The organism is Gordonia sp. NPDC062954, from assembly GCF_044543825.1.
Taxonomy (GTDB): Bacteria; Actinomycetota; Actinomycetes; order Mycobacteriales; family Mycobacteriaceae; genus Gordonia; species Gordonia tangerina.
This window is the reverse complement of sequence record NZ_JBITWL010000009.1, coordinates 150604-173305: the sequence shown is the minus strand read 5'-3', so window position 1 is coordinate 173305 and position 22702 is coordinate 150604. Positions and strand designations below refer to the sequence as shown.

23 protein-coding genes are annotated in these 22702 nt (G+C 65.9%); 13 read left to right on the top strand and 10 right to left on the bottom strand.

Annotation, left to right across the window (positions count from 1 at the left end; translation table 11 throughout):
* Both ACIGKQ_RS11610 and ACIGKQ_RS11605 read right to left on the bottom strand, forming a co-directional pair.
* On the bottom strand, positions 1 to 398 hold a 398-nt coding region (locus ACIGKQ_RS11610; RefSeq protein ID WP_396573691.1), incomplete at its 3' end, for a transposase.
* 77 nt (positions 399 to 475) lie between these two features.
* On the bottom strand, positions 476 to 1123 hold the full coding sequence (locus tag ACIGKQ_RS11605) for a TetR/AcrR family transcriptional regulator (protein WP_235723508.1): 648 nt from the start codon (positions 1121 to 1123) through the stop codon (positions 476 to 478).
* Between the two features lie 122 nt (positions 1124 to 1245).
* Between ACIGKQ_RS11605 and ACIGKQ_RS11600 the strand changes: the two genes are divergently transcribed.
* From ACIGKQ_RS11600 to ACIGKQ_RS11585, 4 genes are all read left to right on the top strand, one after another.
* On the top strand, positions 1246 to 2643 hold the full coding sequence (locus tag ACIGKQ_RS11600) for an NAD(P)/FAD-dependent oxidoreductase (RefSeq protein ID WP_287015352.1): 1398 nt from the start codon (positions 1246 to 1248) through the stop codon (positions 2641 to 2643).
* A complete protein-coding gene (locus tag ACIGKQ_RS11595) occupies positions 2640 to 3587 on the top strand; it encodes an alpha/beta fold hydrolase (protein WP_328714839.1) in 948 nt (315 codons plus the stop codon). Before ACIGKQ_RS11600 ends, ACIGKQ_RS11595 begins: the two co-directional genes overlap by 4 nt.
* Entirely contained in the window at positions 3584 to 4333 is a 750-nt protein-coding gene (locus ACIGKQ_RS11590) for an SDR family NAD(P)-dependent oxidoreductase (RefSeq protein WP_235723511.1), read from the top strand. The genes ACIGKQ_RS11595 and ACIGKQ_RS11590 overlap by 4 nt, the downstream gene beginning before the upstream one ends.
* Before the next feature lie 146 nt (positions 4334 to 4479).
* Positions 4480 to 5451 carry a hypothetical protein gene (locus ACIGKQ_RS11585; protein WP_396573687.1) on the top strand — a complete coding sequence of 324 codons (972 nt, stop codon included), beginning with the start codon at positions 4480 to 4482 and terminating at the stop codon, positions 5449 to 5451.
* Between the two features lie 85 nt (positions 5452 to 5536).
* Here ACIGKQ_RS11585 and ACIGKQ_RS11580 read toward each other — a convergent pair whose 3' ends face one another.
* Entirely contained in the window at positions 5537 to 6232 is a 696-nt protein-coding gene (locus tag ACIGKQ_RS11580; protein ID WP_235723513.1) for a class I SAM-dependent methyltransferase, read from the bottom strand.
* A gap of 49 nt (positions 6233 to 6281) precedes the next feature.
* On the opposite strand from ACIGKQ_RS11580, the gene ACIGKQ_RS11575 reads away from it, so the two are divergent.
* From ACIGKQ_RS11575 to ACIGKQ_RS11560, 4 genes are all read left to right on the top strand, one after another.
* Positions 6282 to 7250 (top strand): NADPH:quinone oxidoreductase family protein, encoded by a 969-nt coding sequence (locus ACIGKQ_RS11575; RefSeq protein ID WP_235723514.1) that lies wholly within the window; start codon positions 6282 to 6284, stop codon positions 7248 to 7250.
* 176 nt (positions 7251 to 7426) lie between these two features.
* On the top strand, positions 7427 to 7702 hold the full coding sequence (locus ACIGKQ_RS11570) for a DUF2277 domain-containing protein (RefSeq protein WP_235723515.1): 276 nt from the start codon (positions 7427 to 7429) through the stop codon (positions 7700 to 7702).
* A 147-nt stretch (positions 7703 to 7849) separates the two neighbouring features.
* The gene (locus ACIGKQ_RS11565; protein WP_235723595.1) at positions 7850 to 9559 is read left to right on the top strand and encodes an ABC transporter substrate-binding protein/permease; all 1710 of its coding nucleotides are present in this window, start codon (positions 7850 to 7852) and stop codon (positions 9557 to 9559) included.
* A gap of 3 nt (positions 9560 to 9562) precedes the next feature.
* Complete coding sequence (locus tag ACIGKQ_RS11560; protein ID WP_266061641.1) at positions 9563 to 10309, top strand: amino acid ABC transporter ATP-binding protein; 747 nt, start codon at positions 9563 to 9565, stop codon at positions 10307 to 10309.
* 9 nt (positions 10310 to 10318) lie between these two features.
* Here ACIGKQ_RS11560 and ACIGKQ_RS11555 read toward each other — a convergent pair whose 3' ends face one another.
* Together ACIGKQ_RS11555 and ACIGKQ_RS11550 are read right to left on the bottom strand one after the other, a co-directional pair.
* On the bottom strand, positions 10319 to 11173 hold the full coding sequence (locus tag ACIGKQ_RS11555; RefSeq protein WP_266061676.1) for an amidohydrolase family protein: 855 nt from the start codon (positions 11171 to 11173) through the stop codon (positions 10319 to 10321).
* A gap of 153 nt (positions 11174 to 11326) precedes the next feature.
* Positions 11327 to 12727, bottom strand: a complete 1401-nt coding sequence (locus tag ACIGKQ_RS11550) for an alpha/beta hydrolase domain-containing protein (RefSeq protein ID WP_287015355.1) — start codon at positions 12725 to 12727, stop codon at positions 11327 to 11329.
* A gap of 101 nt (positions 12728 to 12828) precedes the next feature.
* On the opposite strand from ACIGKQ_RS11550, the gene ACIGKQ_RS11545 reads away from it, so the two are divergent.
* Positions 12829 to 14304: a cobyric acid synthase gene (locus ACIGKQ_RS11545; protein ID WP_287015356.1), complete on the top strand. Its 1476-nt coding sequence runs from the start codon at positions 12829 to 12831 to the stop codon at positions 14302 to 14304.
* Positions 14305 to 14356: 52 nt separating this feature from the next.
* Here the strand turns inward: ACIGKQ_RS11545 and ACIGKQ_RS11540 are convergent, their stop codons facing one another.
* The 5 genes from ACIGKQ_RS11540 to ACIGKQ_RS11520 form a co-directional block, all read right to left on the bottom strand.
* A complete protein-coding gene (locus ACIGKQ_RS11540; protein WP_266061639.1) occupies positions 14357 to 15013 on the bottom strand; it encodes a PaaI family thioesterase in 657 nt (218 codons plus the stop codon).
* 50 nt (positions 15014 to 15063) lie between these two features.
* Positions 15064 to 15396 carry a carboxymuconolactone decarboxylase family protein gene (locus ACIGKQ_RS11535; protein WP_235723597.1) on the bottom strand — a complete coding sequence of 111 codons (333 nt, stop codon included), beginning with the start codon at positions 15394 to 15396 and terminating at the stop codon, positions 15064 to 15066.
* Between the two features lie 77 nt (positions 15397 to 15473).
* Entirely contained in the window at positions 15474 to 16361 is an 888-nt protein-coding gene (locus ACIGKQ_RS11530) for an NAD(P)-dependent oxidoreductase (RefSeq protein ID WP_235723520.1), read from the bottom strand.
* Positions 16358 to 17104 (bottom strand): SDR family oxidoreductase, encoded by a 747-nt coding sequence (locus ACIGKQ_RS11525; RefSeq protein ID WP_235723521.1) that lies wholly within the window; start codon positions 17102 to 17104, stop codon positions 16358 to 16360. The genes ACIGKQ_RS11530 and ACIGKQ_RS11525 overlap by 4 nt, the downstream gene beginning before the upstream one ends.
* 114 nt (positions 17105 to 17218) lie before the next feature.
* Positions 17219 to 18685, bottom strand: coding sequence for an aldehyde dehydrogenase (locus ACIGKQ_RS11520; protein ID WP_235723522.1), 1467 nt, complete (start codon positions 18683 to 18685; stop codon positions 17219 to 17221).
* A 64-nt stretch (positions 18686 to 18749) separates the two neighbouring features.
* Between ACIGKQ_RS11520 and ACIGKQ_RS11515 the strand changes: the two genes are divergently transcribed.
* From ACIGKQ_RS11515 to ACIGKQ_RS11500, 4 genes are read left to right on the top strand one after another with little or no spacing between them, the layout of a single operon-like run.
* The gene (locus ACIGKQ_RS11515) at positions 18750 to 19331 is read left to right on the top strand and encodes a TetR/AcrR family transcriptional regulator (RefSeq protein ID WP_235723523.1); all 582 of its coding nucleotides are present in this window, start codon (positions 18750 to 18752) and stop codon (positions 19329 to 19331) included.
* Positions 19331 to 20569: a cytochrome P450 gene (locus ACIGKQ_RS11510; protein ID WP_396573681.1), complete on the top strand. Its 1239-nt coding sequence runs from the start codon at positions 19331 to 19333 to the stop codon at positions 20567 to 20569. The genes ACIGKQ_RS11515 and ACIGKQ_RS11510 overlap by 1 nt, the downstream gene beginning before the upstream one ends.
* Complete coding sequence (locus ACIGKQ_RS11505) at positions 20569 to 21357, top strand: SDR family oxidoreductase (protein WP_266061636.1); 789 nt, start codon at positions 20569 to 20571, stop codon at positions 21355 to 21357. The genes ACIGKQ_RS11510 and ACIGKQ_RS11505 overlap by 1 nt, the downstream gene beginning before the upstream one ends.
* The gene (locus ACIGKQ_RS11500; protein WP_235723526.1) at positions 21354 to 22697 is read left to right on the top strand and encodes a cytochrome P450; all 1344 of its coding nucleotides are present in this window, start codon (positions 21354 to 21356) and stop codon (positions 22695 to 22697) included. The genes ACIGKQ_RS11505 and ACIGKQ_RS11500 overlap by 4 nt, the downstream gene beginning before the upstream one ends.
* Positions 22698 to 22702: the final 5 nt, after the last annotated feature.

Sequence of the window (22702 nt, the reverse complement as noted above, 5' to 3'; positions counted from 1 at the left end):
GCGGTGATGACCTCACGCACCACCTCGAAAATACGGTGTGGCCGATCACTGGCCGCCAGCCGCCGCCGCCAGTAGGTCAACGTGGACGGATGAACACCTTTGTCACCCAACACGAACCCACACGCAGCCTTCCACCGCAGATCGAAAGTGACCGCATCAGCGGCCTCCCGATCAGAGAGTCCCTGCAAGGTTTGCAGCACGATCACCGAAGCCATCGTCGCCGGTGGGATCGACGGACGACCCCTCCCACTCGGGAACAGGTCCGCGAACATCTCCGCAGGAAACAACTGCTCACGATGGGCGGCCAGAAAGGCGAACACGCTGCCCTCGGCCAACAAATGACCCACCACTGAGTTCACATCCAGAAACTCACCCTGGCGATCCGACTCACCCTGCATAACCTCAGGATCCCAGCACGGCGGCCAAAACCAGCGCATTCCCGCGCCGGAATCCCCCCCAATTATTCAGCAGTCTCCTAGCCGAGCGGCGTATCGAGACCACCCGCCACGTCCCGCGGATCAGCCCGCAAACCGGGCATGAGGTATCTCCGCACATGCCGCAGCACCGCGTCCGGATCGTCGGGGTCGATGGTCTCCGACGGCACCGTCCCGAGACTGATCAGCACGCGCGCAACCCATTCGGAGACCTCGGCGAGGTCGTGGGCGGGGTGGATCTCGCCACGGTCGGTGGCCGCTTCGACGTACGGGCGCCAGAACGCCGACAGATCGGGTACCAGGCCGGTGACACCCGCGCCGGCACACGCCGCGAAGTCGTCGGGCTCCTCGGTCCGCAGGCGCATCAGCAAGGTGCCCGGGTCGTCGTAGGCGCCACGTCCGATCCGCACCCCGGCTGCCACTTGCCGGTCGAAACCCTCGATTCGATCGAGTTCGCCGACGGCACCGGACCAGAACGATTCGTTCAATCGCACGATCGCGGCGCCGATCAGCGTGGATTTGTCCGGAAAGTGGCGATAGAGCCACGCGCGCGAAACTCCCGCGGTCTCGGCCACCTGCTGCATCGTGGTGGCGCGAATTCCTTTGTCGGCGAGCAGCTTCTCCGTCGCGTCCAGGAGTCGGCCGCTCACCGTGCTGGTCGGACGGCTGTCGGTCGATGCCTCGCTCACAACCGAACCCTAGCAAATCGTAGACAAATCCCGGATTCTGTCCACTTCGCCAGCCCGGATGCGGTAGACAGAATATGCAATCTGTCTACTGCCTGTCGTTGTGGGCCGTTCGATGAGGAAACATGACCACGTACCTACCGCGAACCGCGATCATCGGGGCTGGCATCAGCGGCCTCACCGCCGGCAAGATGCTGGCGGACTACGGCGTGCCGTACACCTGTTTCGAATCCTCGGATCGGATCGGGGGAAATTGGGCTTTCGGCAATCCGAACGGGCACAGCAGCGCCTATCGTTCCCTGCACATCGACACCTCCAAGCATCAGCTGAGCTTCCGTGACTTCCCGATGCCCAAGGAGTACCCCGACTTCCCACACCACACCCAGATCAAGGCGTATCTGGACTCCTACGCCGAGGTCTTCGGATTGCTGGACAACATCGAGTTCCGCAACGGTGTCACCCACGCCCGCAGGCTCGATGAGGGCGGCTGGGAACTGTCCACCGAGTGCGGTGAGACCCGCTACTTCGACCTGCTGATCGTGGCGAACGGCCATCACTGGGACCCGCGCCTGCCCGACTTCCCGGGCACCTTCGACGGCCTCGAGATGCATGCCCACCACTACATCGATCCGAAGACCCCACACGACTTCACCGGCAAACGAATCCTGGTGGTGGGGCTTGGGAACAGCGCCGCCGACATCGCGGTCGAGTTGTCGTCGAAGGCGCTCGACAACACGCTCACGCTGTCCACTCGTTCGGGCGCGTGGATCGTGCCGAAATACTTCGCCGGGCAACCGGCCGACAAGTACTACCACACCTCGCCGTACATCCCGTGGTCGTGGCAGCGCAAGTTCATGCAGGTGATGCAGCCGATGACCGCTGGTCGACCTGAGGACTACGGCCTGCCGACGCCGAATCACAAGTTCTTCGAGGCACATCCGACGCAGTCGGTGGAACTGCCGCTACGCCTCGGATCCGGTGATGTGATCCCGAAACCGAACATCTCCCGACTCGACGGTTCGACCGTGCACTTCGAGGACGGCACATCCGATGACTTCGACATCATCATCTACGCAACCGGGTACAACATCACCTTTCCGTTCTTCGATCCGGACTTCATCAGTGCGCCCGACAATCGCATCGACCTCTACAAGCGGATGTTCTACCCAGGCATCGACGATCTCGTCTTCGCCGGGTTCGCGCAGGCGACGCCGACCCTGTTCCCGTTCGTGGAATGCCAATCGCGGCTCATCGGTGCCTACGCGGTCGGCCGTTATCGGCTACCGGGTGTCGACGACATGCGACGGGTCATTGCCGAGGACATGCAGTTCTTCACCGGACACATGCTGGACCGCCCGCGACACACTCAACAACTCGACCACTATCTCTACGAACACGACATTCGCACCAAGGAGATTCCGTCCGGGATGAAACGTGCAGCAGCGCAGGGGAGCCCGCCATGGTCGCGGGTAGGCGAGCGCGCGCAGCAGCGGACCGCGGTGGCGGCGGGAGCGCAGGAATGACAATCAACCGACAGACCGTGACCTTCGATTCGCGCGGCACCGCGTGTGACGCCTGGTTCTTCGCCGGCGCAACGGATTCGGCCTTCGATGCGCCCTCCGGACGTCCCGTCGTGGTGATGGCGCATGGCTTTGCCGGCACCAAGGATTCCGGCCTCGAACCGTACGCGCGTCGGCTCGCCGACGCGGGTCTGGCGGTGTTCGCCTTCGACTATCGCGGCTTCGGCCTATCCGACGGAGCACCGCGCCAGCGGATCTCGATGACCGGTCAGGCCGATGACTACCGTGCGGCCATCGTCGCCGCGAAGCGTCAACCGGGAGTCGATCCCACGCGGGTGATTCTCTGGGGGATATCGCAATCGGGCGGTCATGCGCTCATCGTCGGCGGCGGCCGCACCGACATCGCGGCGGTGATCAGCATGGTGCCGCTCGTCAACGGGCTCGCTGCCGGAATCCACCACTACCCGCAGGTTGGCGCCGCCGCCATGCTGCGTTCCACCGCGGTCGGCATCGGCAGTACGTTGGCCGTCAAGACCGGCCGTGCGCCGACGATGATGCCGGTCGTCGGCCGGCCGGGGGAGAAGGCCGCACTGACCTCGCCCGGCTTCTACGACAGCTACCTCGCCATCGCGGGGCCGTCATGGCGCAACGAGGTCGACGCCTCGGTTGGCTTGGAACTGGGCAGCTTCCGCGCCGACAAGGCCGCCGAGAACGTCACGGCGCCAGTGCTCATGCAGATCGCGGACTTCGACCAGGGTGCGCCACCACATGCTGCGGCCAAGGCCGGGTTCAAGGCGCGCGCCGAGGTTCGGCATTACCCCTGCGACCATTTCGACGTCTTCGAAGGCAATGACTGGTTCGAACCCGCGGTCGCCCATCAGATAGCCTTCCTGACCCGCCACCTCGCCGGCGATCGGGCCGATGCCGCTGAGGGGGTGCCACGATGACACCCACCGCGGTCGTCGTCGGCGGCGCATCGGGCATCGGGCTGGCCACGGCGAGGGTGCTTGCTGCCGAGGGGTTCTCGGTGGTGGTCGCCGATGTGAACAGCGACGCCGCCCTCGCCGCGGCAGAGGAGATCGGCGGCCGTGCGGTCACCCTGGATGTCACCGACGAGTCGTCGGTTGCCGCAGGATTCGCGTCAGTCGACGAACTCGAGGCGGTGGTCAGCTGCGCCGGTCTCACCGTTCCCGGAGCGCTCACCGAACTGGGACTCGACCAGTGGCAGACCAGCATCGACGTATGTCTCACCGGGTCGTTCCTGGTGCTCAAGCACGCCGGGCAGCGGATGGTCGACGGCGGCAGCATCACGGTGATCTCCTCGCTCAACGGTCGCCAACCCGGGGCCGGGATGGGCGCCTACTGTGCGGCGAAGGCCGGGGTCACCATGTTGGTCGAGGTCGCGGCCCTCGAACTGGCGCCGCGCAAGATCAGGGTCAACGCCATCTCTCCTGGCCTCGTCGACACGCCCCTCACCGAAGGTCTCGCGCTGGTGCCGGGCCTCGTCGACGAGTACCTCGAGAACACCCCGCTCGGTCGCAGCGGCCGTCCCGAAGAGGTGGCCGACATGGCCGCGTACCTCGCCTCCGAGAAGGCTGCGTGGATCACCGGCTCCGCCTTCGACCTCAACGGCGGCGCCCACTTGCAACGCTACCCGGACGTCCTCGGCAAGATCCGCGCCCTATCGTCCTGACTGCCTTGGGTGTTCGTCCCCCGGGTATCCGCAGGTTCTCCGTGCGTTTGAGGGGGAGATGGCGATTCCCGGGGGACGAACCATGGGGAGTGGGCCTGTGGATGGATGAATCGCGTTGTGCTCGGAAGCGGGCATGATCACGGGCCATGGACAAGAACAACATCGGTCCCCGCGATCTCGTCTTCCGCGCAGACGCGATCCGTGCCGGCCGGACCGACAGCGAGCTGAACCGAGAGGTGCATGCCGGAAGTTCGCAGCGGGTCTGGCACGGAGCTTATCTACCCGTTGCCGGAGACGAATCGACGCTGTCATACGCGGCCAAGTTGGAAAGATACCGCGCCACGGTGATTGCGGCGTCGCTCAACGGTGGCCCCAATCGCACGGCCAGCCACTTCTCGGCGGCAGCCATGCATCGCATCCCGATGTTGAACCCGGACTTCTCGATGGTCCACTTCACCTCCACCACAACGGGAAAGCACATCAAACGCGGCATCATCCATCAAGCGGCGTTACGCGAATCCGACATCGTCGTCGTCGACGACACCCAGGTGACATCGCTGGCTCGATCGGTGTGCGACGTTGCGCGGATGGGCACCCTCGTGCAGGCAGTCTGCGTCCTCGACTCGGGGCTTCACCTCGGTGTGACGACAGCCGAACTCGACACGCAGCTCAAGCTCCTGTCCCGCCGACGCGGCATTGCGATGCTGCGGTCGGCGTTGGTGTTGGCCAACGGCCTGTCGGAGAGTGTTGGTGAAACCGTGAGTCGTGTCGGGTTGGCCGACTGTCCCTTGATCCCCGTTCCTGAGTTGCAAGTTGAGATCGAGGTCGAGCTCGGGGGGCGCCGACAGACGGTACGCGGTGACTTCGGCTGGCGTGATCGCAGCGGGCGGCTCCGAGTGGTCGGCGAGTTCGACGGGCGTTTCAAGTATCACCGTACGAAGCCGTTCGCTGACGACCGCTTGCCCGAGGATGTCATCTACGACGAGAAGCTGCGTGAGGACGCGATTCGAGCCACAGGGCCACAGGTCGTTCGTTGGACATGGTCCGACGCGCGACGGCCAAAGGTGCTCCATCCCAGGGTGATCGCTGCGCTTCGGGCGGCCGGCATTGTCCAGTGACGGTTCTTCCCCCGGGTATCGCCAGACCCCCTCTGAACTCGTGGAGAGTCTGGTGATACCCGGGGGAGGAACCGGCCGTGCGTGGCTAGGGGTGGGGGAGGGGCTCGCCGGGGGTGCCGGCATCGCGACGCAGCACGCGCAGCGAGCCCTCGGCGCGGACCTCGGTGAATTGACCGGTGGCCAGCGCCTGCTGGTAGATCTCGAACGGCGGGCGGCCACCGTCCGCGGGATTCGGGAACACGTCGTGGATGAGTAAGGCGCCACCGATGCGGACCCACGGGGCCCAGCCGTCGAGGTCGTTCTGCGCGGCAGCCATGCTGTGGCCGCCGTCGATGAACACGAAGTCGGCGGGTTTACCCCACACCTTCGCTGCCGTCGCCGATCCGGCGAGCATGCCGATGACCGTGCCCTCGAGCCCGGCGTCGTACATGGTGCGTCGGAATCGTGCCGAGGTGTCCAGGGTGCCGGTGTGCGGGTCCACCAGCGAGGTGTCGTGGTATTCCCAGCCAGGCTGGTGTTCCTCGGAACCGCGATGGTGGTCGACGGTCACGATCGTTGCCCCCGCCGACTCGGCCGCCGCACCCAGGAATACCGTCGACTTGCCGCAGTAGGTTCCGATCTCCACCCCGATCCGGGTCGAATTCGGCTGTGACAGATACTCTCCGGCGATCTCGAACAGGGTCTGCGCCTCGTCGAGCGGCATGAAACCGGGGGCCTGCTCGGCCACCTCGAGACGCTCGGGAGAAGGTGCTGCGGACATCCGCGTCGACGATCCGGTCATGAGGCAGATCCTATCCGGTCGACCCCCGGCGCACAGTAGGGTGAGCCCTATGAAAGCACAGGTGCTGACCGCAGAGAACGGTCCCGAAGGACTCGAACTGACCGACGTCGACGATCCCAAACCTGCCGACGGGCAGGTCCTGGTCGATATCAAGTCGTGCGGTGTGTGCTTCCCCGACCTACTGATGAGTCAGGGCAAGTATCAGCTGCGGGTGCCCACGCCGTTCACGCCCGGAACCGAGGTGGCCGGCGTGGTCCGCGAGGCCCCCGAGGGGTCTTCGGTGAAGGCCGGGGACAAGGTGCTCGTCGCCTCGATCGTGGGCGGGTTCGCCGAGCAGGTCGCCGCGTCGCCCGGGCAACTGTTGCCGATGCCTGAGGGCATCACCTTCGATCAGGGTGCCGCGATGGGCATCAACTACCAGACCGCGCTGTTCGCCCTCAAGGTGCGCGCCCAGACCGCGCCGGGCGAGATCGTCGGGGTGTTGGGCGCCGCGGGTGGTGTCGGCACGGCCTCGATCATGGTGGCGAAAGCGATGGGCGCCAAGGTCATCGCGATCGTGCACCGCAAGGGAGCCGACGAACTGCTGCGCAGCGCCGGGGCCGACGAGATCGTGCAGCTCGAGGACGGTTGGGGAACCAAGCTGAAGGAGATCGCACCCGAGGGTGTCGACGTGATGCTGGACCCCTCCGGCGGTGAGGTGTTCGATGAGGCGCTGCGCCAGGTCGCGCCGGACGGCCGCTATGTGGTGATCGGTTTCGCGGCCGGCGGTATCCCGACGGTCAAGCTCAACCGGGTGCTGTTCCGCAACATCTCGGTGGTCGGCGCGGCCTGGGGCGAATATGTGCGCACCCACCCCGATCTGCCGGCGCTGCTGCACGACGAGCTCACTGAAATGATCGATGCCGGGATGAGTCCGCAGGTCAACGTGACCTACTCCCTCGACGAACTGCCCAAGGCATTGACCGATCTGGCGCAGGGGCGGATCCTGGGGAAGGCGGTCGTCAAGGTCGCCGACTGACGACGCGGTGGGCGGGTCTCGATACGCCGACTCGCACGCTCGTCGGCTACTCGACCACCGGAGGGCGGACACCGCTCGGGGTTCGAACCCACTGGTGGTCGGATAGCGGCGAGCGAGCCTGCGAGCCCGACGCGTATCGAGGCCGTCGACCGCATCCCTGCCCCGAGGAGCCCAGCATGTGCCGCAACATCACCGAACTGCGTGGTCTGGAGCCCGCGGCGACCGACGAAGAGATCGAAGCCGCCGCCCGGCAGTACATCCGCAAGGTGAGCGGCATCCGGCACCCGTCGGCGAACAACGCCGAGGCATTCGAGGAGGCTGTGCGCAAGGTCACCGAGACCACGCACGAACTCCTCGACGCGCTCCCCGAGCGGCGACAACCGCCCAAGACGGTGCCGCCGTTGCGACGGCCGGAGGTCCGGGCTCGGATGGCGGGGCGCTCCTCGGCGTAGGCCGACTTTCGCGCGCGATGAGTCGGGCATGAGTGGTCGCGTGACCGTGCTCGCTACTGTGCAGAGGTGACACCCCTCTCCCGGCCCCTACGCGTCACGGTGGTGCTGATCGTCGCCGCAGTGCTCGCGACGACGGGCCTGATCGGAATGCCGCGGGCAGCTGCCGCTCCCACCGACAACTGCGCGCCGCCCGGCGTCGAGTCGGCGTCGGCGGCTCCGCTCAACCTTGCGGCCGCCGAGCAGGGCGGCGAAGACCGCTTCACCACAGCCACCACCACGCCGATCGACCAGATCGACGTGAGTCAGCTCGAGCTACTCACGCCCGGCACGCTGTCAGTGGGCACCCTGTCCGACGCCGGTCCGAGCATCTGTGTCAACGGCCAGGGCGTGTTCACCGGCTTCGACAACGAGCTTCTCAAAGCGGTGGCCGCCAAGCTCGGCCTGCAGATCCAGTTCGCCGGGACCGAGTTCGCCGGGCTGCTGTCGCAGGTTGCCACCAACCGCTTCGATGTCGGCTCGTCGTCGATCACCACGACCGATGAGCGTCGCCGAACCGTCGATTTCACCAACGGCTACGACTTCGGCTACTTCTCGCTCGTCGCGCCGGACGGCGGTGCGGTCCAAGGCTTCGGCGACCTGAACGATTCCGTGCGGATCGGCGTCGTGCAGGGCACCGTGCAGGACGACTACGTCGTCAACACGCTCGGGCTCGACCCGGTCAAGTTCCCCGACTACGCCACCGCCTACGCGAACCTGAAGGCCGGGCAGATCGATGCCTGGGTGGCGCCGTCGCAGCAGGCCGAGGGGTCGGTGCAGCCCGGCGACAACGCGTCGATCGTGGAGAACACATTCAGCGTCAACAACTTCATCGCCTGGGCGATCGGCAAGAACAAACCCAATCTGACCGAGGCCCTCAACTCCGGTCTGGACGCGGTGATCGCCGACGGCACCTATGCGGACCTGTACGCCGACTGGGTTCCGCGCGAGCTACCCGACGGCTGGAAACCGGGCAGTAAGGCTGCGCCGGAACCCGAACTGCCTGACTTCGCCGCGATCGCCCGCGAGAATGCCGACGACACCGCTGCCGGCGACACCGCACCGAAGAGCACCCTGGAACAACTCGGCGCGACATTCTTCGACTGGGGGCTGTACAAGGAGTCGTTCCCCGACCTGATCAAGACCGGCCTGGTCAACACGCTGATCCTGTCGCTGGTTTCCGGGGTGCTGGGCACCATCCTCGGCATGCTGCTGGCGGTCGCGGGCATCTCCCGGTCCCGCTGGCTGCGCTGGCCGGCCCGGATTTACACCGACATCTTCCGCGGCCTGCCCGCGGTGGTGGTGATCCTCATCGTCGGGCTCGGAGTGGGCCCGGTGGTGCGTGGCATCACCGGCAACAATCCGTACTGGCTCGGCGCGGTCGCGCTCGCCTTGCTCTCTGCGGCCTACATCGGCGAGATCTTCCGCTCCGGCATCCAGAGCGTCGACGACGGGCAGATGGAGGCGTCACGCGCCATCGGCTTCAGTTACCGGCAGTCGATGCGGCTCGTCGTGGTGCCCCAGGGTGTGCGCCGCGTCCTTCCGGCCTTGATGAACCAATTCATCGCCCTGATCAAGGACAGTTCGCTGGTCTATTTCCTCGGGTTGCTGGCCAGTCAACGCGAACTGTTCGCGGTGGGACGTGACCTCAACGCCCAGACCGGCAATCTGTCGCCGCTGGTGGCTGCGGGCATCGTGTACCTGGTGCTCACCATTCCGCTGACCCATTTGGTCAATTACATCGACGCCCGCCTACGGACGGGCCGATCCGTCGAGGTAGATGAGGATCCGGTACCCCCGACTGCCGTCGAGAGAGGCTGAGCAGTGTCTGAGACCACCACCCGCGATGCGGTGTCGCTGACCGGTACCGATCTGCATCTGTCGTTCGGCAAGAACCATGTGCTGCGCGGTGTCGACATCGCCGTCGACGCCGGCACCACCACCACTGTCATCGGTCCGTCCGGGTCAGGGAAGTCGACGTTGCTGCGGGTGCTCAACCGGCTGCACGAACCCGACAAGGGTGACATCGCGCTCGACGGCCGTTCGGTGCTGCGCGACAATCCCGATGAACTGCGCCGTCGCATCGGCATGGTGTTCCAGCACTTCAATCTGTTCCCGCACAAGACGGTGGCGCAGAACATCGCGTTGGGTCCGCGCAAGCTGCGTGGGTTGAGCAAAGACGAGGCGCACGAGGTTGCGTTGCGGCAACTCGACGTCGTCGGTCTGCGCGCGAAAGCCGATGTGCGGCCGGGCAATCTGTCGGGCGGCCAGCAGCAGCGGGTGGCGATCGCCCGTGCGCTGGCGATGTCACCGCAGGTGATGTTCTTCGACGAGGCCACCTCCGCGCTGGACCCCGAACTCGTCAAAGGGGTCCTTGCGCTGATGGCGGACCTCTCGGCGGAGGGGATGACGATGGTGGTGGTCACCCACGAGATGGGCTACGCGCGCAACGTCTCCGATCACGTGTTGTTCATGGACCACGGCGCGGTGGTGGAAACCGGGCCGCCCGAGCAGCTGTTCACCGACGCGTCGTCGGAGCGGCTGCGCAACTTCCTGTCTCAGGTGCTCTGAGCGCACGCCTCACGGAGTGCCGATCCCGAACAGCTGCGCGGCGTTCTCGTAGAACACGCCGCGAACCCAGTCGTCGCCGAGATCGAGACGCACGACCGCTTCGAGCGCATGCGTGTAGGGGTAGGGGATGTTGGGGTAGTCGCTGCCGAACATGATGCGATCGCCGACGTCGAGCAGACGGGGCAATGCGTCGACCGGAAACGGTGCACTTTCCTCGGCAAAGTCTGTGAACGACATCGTGGTGTCGAAGCGGACGTTCGGGTAGCGCTCGGCGAGGTCGAGGAACTCGACGTACTCGGGGGTGCCCATGTGCGCGATGATCAGCGGTAGCGACGGAAATCGGCGCAGCAGCGCGGCGATCGGTTCGGGCCCGGTGTGAGTGCCCGGCGCCGGCCCGGACCCGCAGTGGATGATCACCGGCACCTGGCTGTCGGCGATCTGCGACCACACCCCGTCGAGCAGCGAGTCCATCGGCGAGAAGTCTCCGACCTGGATGTGGCATTTGAACACCTGCGTGCCGCGCTGGATCGCGTGCGAGATGTAGGAGGGTGCGGACTCTTCCGGGTAGAAGGTGGCCGTGTGCAGGCAGTCCGGGTGATGCGCCGCGAAGTCCGATGCCCAGCCGTTAAGCCACTCGGCCATGTCCGGCTTGTGCGGATACACCAGCGACGAGTAACCGCGCAATCCGAAACCCTGCAGGCCCGCGACCCGGATGTCCTCGTCGGCCCGGTAGGTGATGGGCCACTCCCGTCCGATCAGTGGTCCGGCCGAATCGAAGTACGCCCAGACCTTGTCCATCACCGGCTTGGGCATGAAGTGGGTGTGGATGTCGATCAGCCCGGGCAGATGCAGGGACTTCCACATCTGCCGCACCGCGTCGGCTTCCTCCGCTCCGAACGGAGCTGATCCGGAGTTCTCGTACACGTCGTTGTCCACTCGATCGACGTTACCGTCGGCCCGTCTCTGCGACTACGTCAACGAAGAACACGTCCTCGTGGATGGAACGGGGTCATCGGGTCAGCCGACGGCCGATCGGCTGGGCACCAGATCCGGCCGCGCGTCGGCGAGGATCTCGTCGCGATCAGCGGCGAGGGCGAATCCACTGTCGATCATCTGCTCGGTCGCCGAGCGGTACCGGGCCAGATAGTCATCGGCGTCGCGATACCGTCGCGCCAGCAGGCCGGGATCGGCCGGAGTCGTGGAACCGAAGAGCATGCAGATGCGGACGACGTCACCGGTGACGATGCCGCGCAGTACCTGGGTCGCCGCGTCGACGCTGGGTGAACGCACCCCGCCGACAACGTTGCCGATTTCGTCGAGAACGAATCGTGGTCTCGTGTCGAGGCTCTCGACGGCCAGCGGTGCCGCGATCGGCGGCGGGGGGCCACCGGCGGCCCAGGCGTTGAGGTGGTGCAGGGCTGCGCGCAGGACGAAACGCTGTTGGCCTCGGTTGACCGGTGTCGGGCAGCCCAGCATGGATTCGTACGGGCCGATCTGGTGCAGGTCGGCGTGCGAGGTCCCGGCCAGCTCCCAGATCCGGATGCGGTCGGTGTCGGGCTGACGTGACCGCACCGACATGAAGTTGGTCAACACGTCGGTCTCGGTCTGCACCATGAACACCGGGATGGGCACCGATTCGGCGATCCTGGTGGGTGCGCCGCGGAAGACCTGGTCGATGTCGACGCCGCATCCGGGCTCGCCGAACGGCATCTCGGCTGCGGCGCGGCTGTGGATGAGGATGCCGTCGAGGACCGCATGGCGCTCGGCGAACCGGTTGGCGTAGGTGGTCAGCGCCATCGCCGACTGCGACTCGCCTGCGGCGAGCACGCGTCGCACCGACAACCCGCTCAGCGGGTGACCGTCGTCGGAGGGTGCGCGCAGTGCGGCGCAGACGGCACCGAAGATGTCGAAACAATAGGCATCGCCGGGGTGACGCAGTGCGCCATAGCGTTCCGGGTCCTTGGCGGCAAGACTGCGGGGACCGCCATCGATCGCCATTCCCACCGAACCGTGTCCGCCGGCGATTCCGGTGTATTGGGCCGACACGCCCAGCCAGGCGTAGCCGTTCCGGAGGAGTTCCTCGGCGAGATAGGTGTATTCGGGTGCGGCATCGGAGCCGCTGCTGACATTGAGCCACTCCACCACGACGGTGCCGTTGAAACCGGTGTCCGCGACGGGTCGTCGGAGCAGGGCGCGCGTGGTGAACGCGGCGGAATCGAGCAACGTCACGCCGTCGGCGCCCGACGGCGCGTATCCGCGCGCCACACCGCGGACCGCGTACTCACCCTCACGGTAGCCGTGTTCGACGAGGTCGGGTCCCGGGGTGGCGCTCACGATCGAACAGCCGTTGCCGCCGGACAGTTCGGTGAACTCGATCGGTTCGATGACGTCGCGTGCTGGTGGGGTCCCTGCGGACACGTGGGCTTCCCTTCTGCCGACGGTCACATGAAAGCGTTTGTGCTTCACGCTGATTGTCGAGTTTACTGATCTGCGACCGGTTCGTGGGTGAGGAGTTCTCGATGGCGGGCATCTTGATCGCGGGCACCACCAGCGACGCCGGTAAGAGCGTGGTGACCACCGGTTTGTGCCGGGCGTTGGCGCGCCGTGGCATGCGGGTCGCGCCGTACAAGGCGCAGAACATGTCGAACAACTCGATGGTGTGCGTCGGTCCAGACGGTGACGGTGTGGAGATCGGGCGGGCCCAGTGGGTGCAGGCCATGGCGGCGCAGGCCACCCCGGAGGCGGCGATGAATCCGGTCCTGCTGAAACCGGGGAGCGATCGCCGCAGCCACGTCATGTTGATGGGACGGCCGTGGGGTGCGATCGACTCCTCGGACTGGCTGGAGGGACGGCGCGAGCTCGGGCGGGCGGCACACGCCGCCTTCGACGATCTCGCGACTCGATTCGACGTGGTGGTCGCCGAGGGCGCGGGCAGCCCCGCCGAGATCAACCTGCGGGCGGGTGACTACGTCAACATGGGATTGGCCCGGCATGCCGATCTGCCGACGGTCGTCGTCGGTGATATCGATCGCGGTGGGGTGTTCGCGGCGTTCCTCGGTACGGTGGCCCTGCTGTCGCCGGAGGATCAGGCATTGGTTGCGGGGTTCGTCGTGAACAAGTTCCGCGGTGACCTCGATCTGCTCGCTGGGGGCCTGCGCGATCTCGAACGGGTCACCGGCCGCCGGGTGTTCGGCACGCTGCCCTGGCACCCGGACATCTGGTTGGACTCCGAGGATGCCCTCGACCTGCAAGGACGACGGACGACGACCGGGCGGCGCGCACGGGTGGTGGTGATCCGGCTGCCCCGCATCAGCAACTTCACCGACGTAGACGCGCTCGGTATCGAACCCGACCTCGACGTCGTGTTCGCCTCGGATCCCCGATCGCTGGCCGACGCCGACCTGGTGGTGTTGCCGGGCACGCGATCGACCATCGCCGACCTGGCCTGGCTGCGCGAGCGCGGCCTCGACCGATCGATCATCGACCACGCACAGGCGGGCAGACCGGTGCTGGGTATCTGCGGTGGCTTTCAGATGCTCGGCCGCACGGTCTGCGACCCCGAAGGTATCGAAGGTGCGCCGGCCGAGGTCGACGGTCTGGGACTGCTCGACGTCGAGACCACCTTCGGGTCGTCGAAGGTACTGCGGCTGTCGGAGGGGCGGTGGCGCGACGTGCCGGCCTCGGGCTACGAAATCCATCACGGGCGGATCACCCGAGGTGAAGGCGCCGAAGAGTTCCTCGCCGGCGCACGTGCGGGCCGCGTCTTCGGCACCATGTGGCACGGTTCGCTCGAGGGCGACGAGTTGCGGCACGAGTTTCTTCGGCAGTCTCTGTCGCTCAATGCTTCTGACGTCTCTTTCGGGGCCGCGCGAGAACGGCGACTCGACGTGCTCGGCGATCTCGTGGAGACGTGTCTCGACGTCGACGCGCTGGTGGATCTGGCGCGGGACGGGGCGCCGCGCGGCCTGCCCTTCGTGGCGCCGGGCGCACCGTAGCGGTCGATGCGCGGGCCATGCGACGGTGACCCGCGGGAGAACGCCGGCCGCATCATCGGGACTCGCCGGCAAACGGGTGCAGCGGAGTCATCCCGCGCGGTGAGATGAAGAGGCCTTCGGCCTCCGCTGTGACAGCCCCGTCGACCAGCATCGCCGCGCGGGCCAACGTCTTTCGGCCATCCCGTTCTGGAGTGAATGCTTCGATCCGCAGCGGCCCCAACGGGGTGGGCCGCAGATATCGGATGGTGAGCGTCCCGGTGTAGCTCGGTAGGCCGGTCATACTCGCCGCCTCACCGAGAACCTGGTCGAACAGCAGAGAAACCACACCACCGTGGACGTGACCGGGCGGACCCTCGTATGCGGCGCCGAGTTCCACGTCGGCGTGGGCGACCACTGGATCGGTGACACTGCCCCGGACCACCGTCAGCGGTGGCGCGATCGCGTTGCGGAGGCCGATCACCGCGTTGCCCCAGGCCATTCCGCGACCCTCGGCGGTGTGCCGGACACCGTAGGCCCCGGGGATCTGCTGTGCCCGCAAGGCTGCGGTGACCTCCGAGATCGTTTCCGTCGCCGAGTGCACGGTCGCGTCGTCGACCTCGGTCCGGATGACGGCGTCGACGAGTTCGCGGAGGGCTGCGGTGAGCGGTTGGTACACCGCAACCCGGTGGTGGTACTCGTCGGCCGTCAGGTCTTCGTAGGTGAACTCCATGATGCTCCTGACTGGCTCGGGCGAGGTCCACGGCCCGAGACGGACATGGGCTACTTCTGGTTCTTGCGATGATTGGCGATCACAGTGCCGAACATGAAGTTCATCTTGGTGCCCAACGGCCAGCCCACGTAGTAGCAGAGGAACAACGCGATCTCCTCGAGTTGCTCGGGAGTCAGTTCCTCGTTGGTCAGGGCTGCCCCGGCCTGTATCTCGGCCACGTCGATCTGCCCACCGGCGGCGAGCGCACCCAGCAGGATCAGCCGACGATCACGGATGGACAACCCCTCGCGGGTCCACACTTCGGCGAACACCTGATCGCAGGTGTGCGCGAAGAAGTCGCCCGGTCCGTCGGACATCTCCCAGCCGTAGACCTTCGACATCATGTCGAGGCCCTTTCGCCGCCGGGCGTCGGCAGTCTCGTCTGGGCTCGACCCGTCTGTACCTGCCTCATGTGGGGCCGTCATCGTTGTTCTCCTTCCTGATGTGGCACACCGAGTTCCGCCGCGAAGTCGCGTAGCGCGATTTCGCCGAGGGGGAGGTCGACGTCGAGTTCGCGTCCCAGTTCCAGCGCCAGGGTCAGATCCTTTTCGCCGAGCCCGCGGACTGGGATCAGCACGTCGTGCCAGAAGTCGTCGGGTGCCACGTCGGCAGTGGTGTCGCGCAGCATGATCGCACCCGGCCCACCGGTGATCGCGTCGGTGTGCCGAACCACTTTGCCGAGCTTGGTGATGTCGATCCCGGCGGCCTCGGCGAGGCGAGATGCCTCCATCGCCGCGGTGAACGCCACGAAATGCATCAGGTTGCGCGCCAATTTCATCTTGGTGCCGGCGCCCACGTCGTTGCCAGCGTGGACGAGCATGTCCGACACCGCCGCGTAAGGCTCCTTCAACCGCAGGTATGCCTCCCGGTCACCCCCGACCATGATGGCCAGCCGCCGCTGCTCGGCACCCGCCGCGCCCCCGGAGATCGGTGCGTCCAGCAGGGTGACGCCCTTGTCGGCGCAGTGGGCGGCCAACTCGGTGGCCGTCTGAGGGCTGATGGTGGAGTGGACGGCGATGATCGTTCCGGGCGTGGCGGCCTCGAGGAGCCCGCCGGCACCGGACACGACCGTGCGTACCTGATCGTCGTTGAGCACGCAGATGCCGATGATGTCGGCACGGGTGGCGAGATCGACCAACGATGACGCCGCGGTGGCGCCCGCATCGACGAGCTTGGCGACTGCGTCGGCGGAGAGGTCGAACACCGTGAGCTCGTCCGACCAGGCGGTGAGGCTTGCGGCCATCGGACCCCCGATGTTGCCGAGTCCGACGTAGCCGAGCCGGATCTGTCCCGGGCCGGGGTCACTCATGAGCGGATGACCTGTCCACCGTCGACATTGAAGATCTGCCCGGTCACCCAACCGGCCTCGTCGGAGAGCAGGAACAAGCACATGCCGACCAGATCCTCCGGTGTCCCGAACCGCTTGAGCGGCAGACGGTTGACGATGTCGTCCACCATTTCCTTGGGAGTGGTGGAGCGGGTGGCCTCGGTGTCGATCGGGCCGGGCGCGATGGCGTTGACCCGGATGTTCTGTCCGCCCAGTTCGGTGGCCAGCTGCTGGGTGAGGCCGTTCACACCCACTTTGGCCAGGCCATAGAAACCGCTGTAGAGCCATGCGGCGGTGGAGGACTGGTTGACGATCGCGCCGCCGTCGGTCATATGCGGGTACACCGCCCGGGTGACGTTGAGGGCGCCGTCGAGGTTCACGCTCATGAACTTCTTGTAGTAGTCCCAGGGCACGGTGATCAGGAAGTCGAGCTTCATCCCGCCGTAGATCGCCGCGTTGTTGACCAGACCGTCGATCCGGCCATAGGCGTCGACGGCCGCCGCGGCGAGCGCCTGCGCGGACTGTTCGTCGGCGACGTCGGTACTGACGTAGAGACCGTTGATGTCGGCGGCCACCTGCTTACCTGCGTCGTCGTTGAGGTCGGCGACGACGACGTTGGCGCCCTCGGCGGCCAGAGCGCGGGCATAGACCTCACCGATGCCGCCGGCGGCCCCGGTCACGATGATGGTCTTGTCTCCGAAACGGTTGCGACTATCGGAAGTCATTGTGCTGCTTTCTGTTGTGGGTTGTGCGAGCGTCATCTGTTGGTCGGTGAGGAGCGAGCTTGCGAGCGTCACCTGCTGTTCCCTGAGGAGCGAGCTTGCGAGCGTCACGAAGGGTCACGCCGGGGTCGCCACGGCCTTGGACTCCAGATACTCCTCGAATCCGGCGACGCCCATCTCGCGACCGATGCCGGACTGCTTGTAGCCACCGAACGGGACGTCGGCGGAGTACCAGATGCCGCCGTTGATGCCCATGGTCCCGGTGCGGACTCCGTTGACGACCTTGTTGATCCGGTCCGGATCGGTACCCCAGACCGCCCCCGACAGGCCGTATGGTGAATCGTTGGCGATGCGAATCGCATCATCGTCGCCGTCGTGCGCAATGATCACCAGCACCGGCCCGAAGATCTCCTCCTGCGCGACCCGGGCGGAGTTGTCCAGGCCGGATATCAGGGTGGGCTCCACGAAGTAGCCCTTGTCCCTGTCGGCGGGACGGCCGCCGCCGATCTCGATGGTGCCGCCCTCGCTCCTGGCGAGCGCGATGTAGGACTCCACCCGGTCGCGTTGGACGGCCGAGATCAACGGTCCGCAGATGGTTCCCGCGTCGCTCGGATCGCCGGCGGGCAGTCCCGCCAGCGCGTTCTTCGTCGCGGTGATCGCCTCGTCGAGCTTCTCGCGCGGGACCACCAGCCGGGTGGTGATGGCGCATCCCTGACCGGCGTGGGTGACCACGTTGAACGCGGCCATCGAGCAGGCCGACGCGATGTCGGCGTCGTCGAGCACGATGAACGCCGACTTCCCGCCGAGTTCCAGGAACACCTTCTTCAATGTCTCGGCGGCACCGGCCATCACCTTCTTGCCGGTCGCGGTGGAACCGGTGAACGAGACCAGGTCGACGCGCGGATCGGTCGAGAGCTGCGCACCGAGCGCGTGATCGCTGGAGGTGACGACGTTGATGACGCCGGGCGGGAAGTCGGTTTCCTCGGCGATGACCTTGCCGACCAACGCCGCGCACCACGGGGTGTCCGGCGCGGGCTTGAGTACCACCGTGCAACCGGCCGCCAAGGCGGGGCCGATCTTCGCGAAGTTGATCTGGTGCGGGAAGTTCCACGGGGTGATGGCGCCGACCACCCCGACCGCCTCGTACCGGACTTCGCGGGTGTTCTTGAGGCCCATCGGTTTCGCCTCGCCGAGATCGGTGGTCCACTCGTAGGACTCGGCCAGGTCGGCGAAGTAGCCGAGATCGTTGACGGGGCCGGAGAATTGGGGTCCGGAGGTCAGGAAGGTCGGGCAACCGACCTCGGCGACGGCGAGTTCGCGGAACTCGTCGCCGTGGGCGAGCAGCGCATCGCGAAGCTGACGCAGACAGCGCGCGCGGAACCCGTGGTCGCGTGACCAGTCGGTGGTGTCGAAGGCGCGGCGCGCGGCCGCGATCGCCGCGTCCATGTCGTCGGCGGTGGCATCGGCCGCCTGGCCGAGTACTTCTTCGGTGGCCGGGTTGCGCACATCGAAAGTGCCGCCGGTGCCGGGAGCGAGTTTGCCGTCGATCAACAGGTCTGACGACGACACTGGGCGTAGAGGCATGGTCTGGAACTCCATCTGGACAGGTGTCTGGACTCGTGATCAAACCTAGTGTAGCGTGACTCACATGTCCAGTCCCGTGTCTCAGGAATCCACTCGCCGACGGCTGACGCAGCAACAGGCCGAGACGGTCACCCGGTTGACCGACGCGGCGGTCGAGGTGCTCAACATCGAGGGTTTCGACGGTCTCACTGTGCGCACCGTGGCGAAATTGGCGGGGGTCGCCCCGGCGACCGCGTACACGTATTTCTCGTCGAAGAGTCATCTGGTCGCCGAGGTGTTCTGGCGTCGCCTCAGTGCGGGTGTGCCCGAGCCGGATCTGTCGGTGCCACCGGCCGAGCGCGTCGCCCAGGTGCTGCGTGAGGTCTCGATGGTGGTGGCAGGTGAGGGGCAGCTCGGTGGCGCCGTGACCATGGCGCTGTTGGGCACCGACCCGGACGTCGAGCACCTGCGCCTGCGGATCGGCGGTTTTATTCGTCGCCGGCTCGCCGAGGCGCTCGAGGTGGACCCCGAGCACCCGGGTCCGCTGCTCGATGCACTCGAGATGATCTACGCCGGTGGCCTGGTGCACGCGGGGATGGGGCATATGTCCTACGAGCAGACATCCGAACGTCTGGTCGCAGCAGCACACCTACTGATGGAGAAGTGATGACCGATACCGCCACGGGGACGGGTATGGAGCATCTCGTCCCGTTCGATCCGTATGCCTATGACTTTCACGAGGATCCGTATCCGACGTACGCTCGGCTCCGGGACGAGGCGCCTGTCTACTACAACGCGGAGATGAACTTCTGGGCGCTGGCCAAACATTCCGATGTGCGCACGGGGTTTCGCGACAGTGTGAACCTGTCCAACGCGTGGGGCGTGTCGATGGACCCGTCGTCGTATGGGCCGGACGCACACAAGTCAATGTCGTTCTTGGCGATGGACGACCCGAAGCACATGCGCATCCGGAAGCTGGTGTCCAAGGGGTTCACGCCACGGCGCGTCAACGACCTCACAGATCGGATCACCGCACTGACACAGCAACATTGGGACAGATGTCTCGAGATGGGCGAGTTCGACTACGTCGAGGACTTCGCCGGCCTGCTCCCGATGGACGTCGTCTCCGAACTGCTGGGGGTCCCCGAGGCCGATCGCGCCTTCCTGCGGCAGCAGTCGGATCTGCTGCTGCATCGCGAAGAGGGTGTGCTCGACATCCCCGAGGCCGCCGTCTACGCCTATATCGAACTGCACAAGTACTACACCGAACTCATCGCCGAACGCCGGAACAATCTCGGCGAGGATCTGGTGTCGGCGTTGATCGCCGCCGAGATCGACGACGACGAGACCGGCGAGAAGACCAGCCTCACCGAGGACGAGATCGTCGGCTTCATGGTGCTGATGGTGGTCGCCGGCAACGAGACCACGACCAAACTGCTTGCCAGCGCACTGTATTGGGCCTGGCGCAATCCGGCCGAACTCGCCAAGGTGATCGCCGACGAGGACATGGTGCCCGACTGGACCGAGGAGACCCTCAGATACGACAACTCGACGCAGATGGTGCTGCGCAAAGTCGCCGCCGACACCACTTTCGGTGACATCACCATCCCGGAGGGTGATCGGGTGCTGCTGCTCGTCGGTTCGGCCAACCGGGACGACGAGGTCTTCGACAACGCCGATCGGTACCAGATCGGCCGCGACTGCAGCCAAGCGCTGATGAGCTTCGGCATGGGGACCCACTTCTGTCTCGGCGCGCACCTCGCGCGACTCGAATCGAACATCGGTCTGTCCGAGGTGGTTCGCACCATCAAGTCGGTGGACATCGACATGGATCGTGCCGTCCGCGTCCACTCGGTGAATGTTCGTGGCTTCGCCCAACTACCCGTGAAAGTGCAGGTGCGCTGATGGCATTCATCCCTCATCCGGACAGACGACCGGTGCTGATCGCCGGTGCGTCCTCGGGTATCGGCGCAGCGACCGCCGAATATCTGGCCGACGCAGGCTATCCGGTCGCACTCGCAGCCCGGCGCGTGGACAAGTGCCACGAGATCGCCGAGAAGATCACCGCCAATGGTGGTGAGGCGGTGGCGGTCCCGCTCGACGTGACCGACGAACAATCCGTCGTCGACTGCGTGGCGAAGGCGCAGGCAGCCCTGGGGCCAATCGAGATCGCGGTCTCCGGTGCGGGCGATCTCGCGATCGGGCTCTCCTACGAGACGTCCTCCGATGAGTTCGCGTCGCAGGTGAACATCCACCTCGTCGGCGCACACCGCATCTACCGTGCGGTGGTCCCGGACATGATCGAACGCGGACGCGGTGACTTCGTGTTCATCGGTTCCGATGTGGCGCTGCATCCGCGACCCTGGTCGTCGGCCTACGTGGCGGCGAAGTCGGGTATCGACGGCCTGGTCGCGACCGTGCAGCTGGAACTCGAAGGAACCGGCGTGCGGGCCAGCATCATCCGGCCGGGCCAGACCATCACCGGCATGGGTATGAACCTGGATCAGAAATCCACCGACGCCATGCTCAACGACTGGATCAGACACGGCCTCGCTCGGCATGGGAACTTCCTTGCCCCCGAACACCTTGCGCAGGGGATCGGCGCCATCGTCGCGATGCCGCGCGGGGCGCACATGCGCGTGGTGGAGATCGAGGCCGAAGGAGCATTGACCAAGAAGGGAACCGACGCATGACCGCTCTCACCAAACCCCAGCGCGTCTCCGGCGGGGACGGCGAACACGGCCACCTCGACGAACTCGCCTCTGACCCCATCGGGCTGTTCTGGCGGGTCCGCGACGAGTGTGGCGATGTGGGCCAGTTCCAGCTCGCCGACCGGGAGGTGGTCCTCGTCTCGGGTGCACTTGCCAATGAGGAGTTCTTCCGGGCGCCGGAAGAAGATCTCGATCAGGCGGCCGCCTACCCGTTCATGACGCCGGTGTTCGGGGAGGGCGTCGTCTTCGACACCAGCCCCGAAGAGCGTTCCAAGGCCATCCACAACTCGGCGCTCAAGGGCCCGCACATGAAGCAGCACGCGGTGACCATCCCGAACGAGGTCGAACGCATCATCGCCGACTGGGGTGACGAAGGCGAGATCGACCTGCTCGAGTTCTTCGCCGAACTCACGCTGTACACGTCGTCGGCGTGCCTGATCGGCCGCAAGTTCCGCGAGCGGCTCAACGGACACATCGCGCACCTGTTCCACGACCTGGAGAAGGGCACCGACCCGATCGCCTACGTCGACTACAACGCCGACATCGAGAGCTTCCGCAAGCGCGACGAGGCGAGGGCCGAGTTGGTGGAGTTCATCCAGGGCGTGATGGACGAGCGGATCGCGAATCCGACTGAGAACAAAGAAGATCGCGACCTGATGGATGTTCTCGTCCAGGTCGGATTCGACGCCAACACCATCACCGGGATGTTCATCTCGATGATGTTCGCCGGCCACCACACCACCTCAGGAACCGCAGCGTGGACGCTGATCGAATTGTTGCGCAACCCCGACTACATGGGGCGCGTGTACGCCGAACTCGACGAGATCTACGGCGACACCCCCGACGGCGAACGGCCCGAATACACTTTTGCCCACACCCGGCAGATGCCGCAGTTGGAGAATGCGCTCAAGGAGGCCCTGCGGCTGCACCCACCGCTGATCATCCTGATGCGTGTGGTGCAGAACGACTTCCACATCGAGGACTTCGAGATCACGGCAGGTCAGTCGATCGCGGTGTCCCCGGCCATCTCCAACCGGCTACCCGAGGACTTCCCCGAGCCGGACACCTTCGATCCGGATCGCTATGACAAGCCCCGGCAGGAGGACCTGGTGAACCGGTGGACGTGGATTCCGTTCGGTGCCGGCCGCCATCGTTGCGTCGGGGCGCAGTTCGCGATCATGCAGCTCAAGGCGATCTTCTCGGTACTGTTCCAGAACTACGAGTTCGAGATGCTGCAGCCGTCGGAGACCTACCGCAATGATCATTCCAAGATGGTCGTTCAGCTGCAGCAGCCGTGCCGTGTGAAGTACCGGAGGCGGTGAGCGCC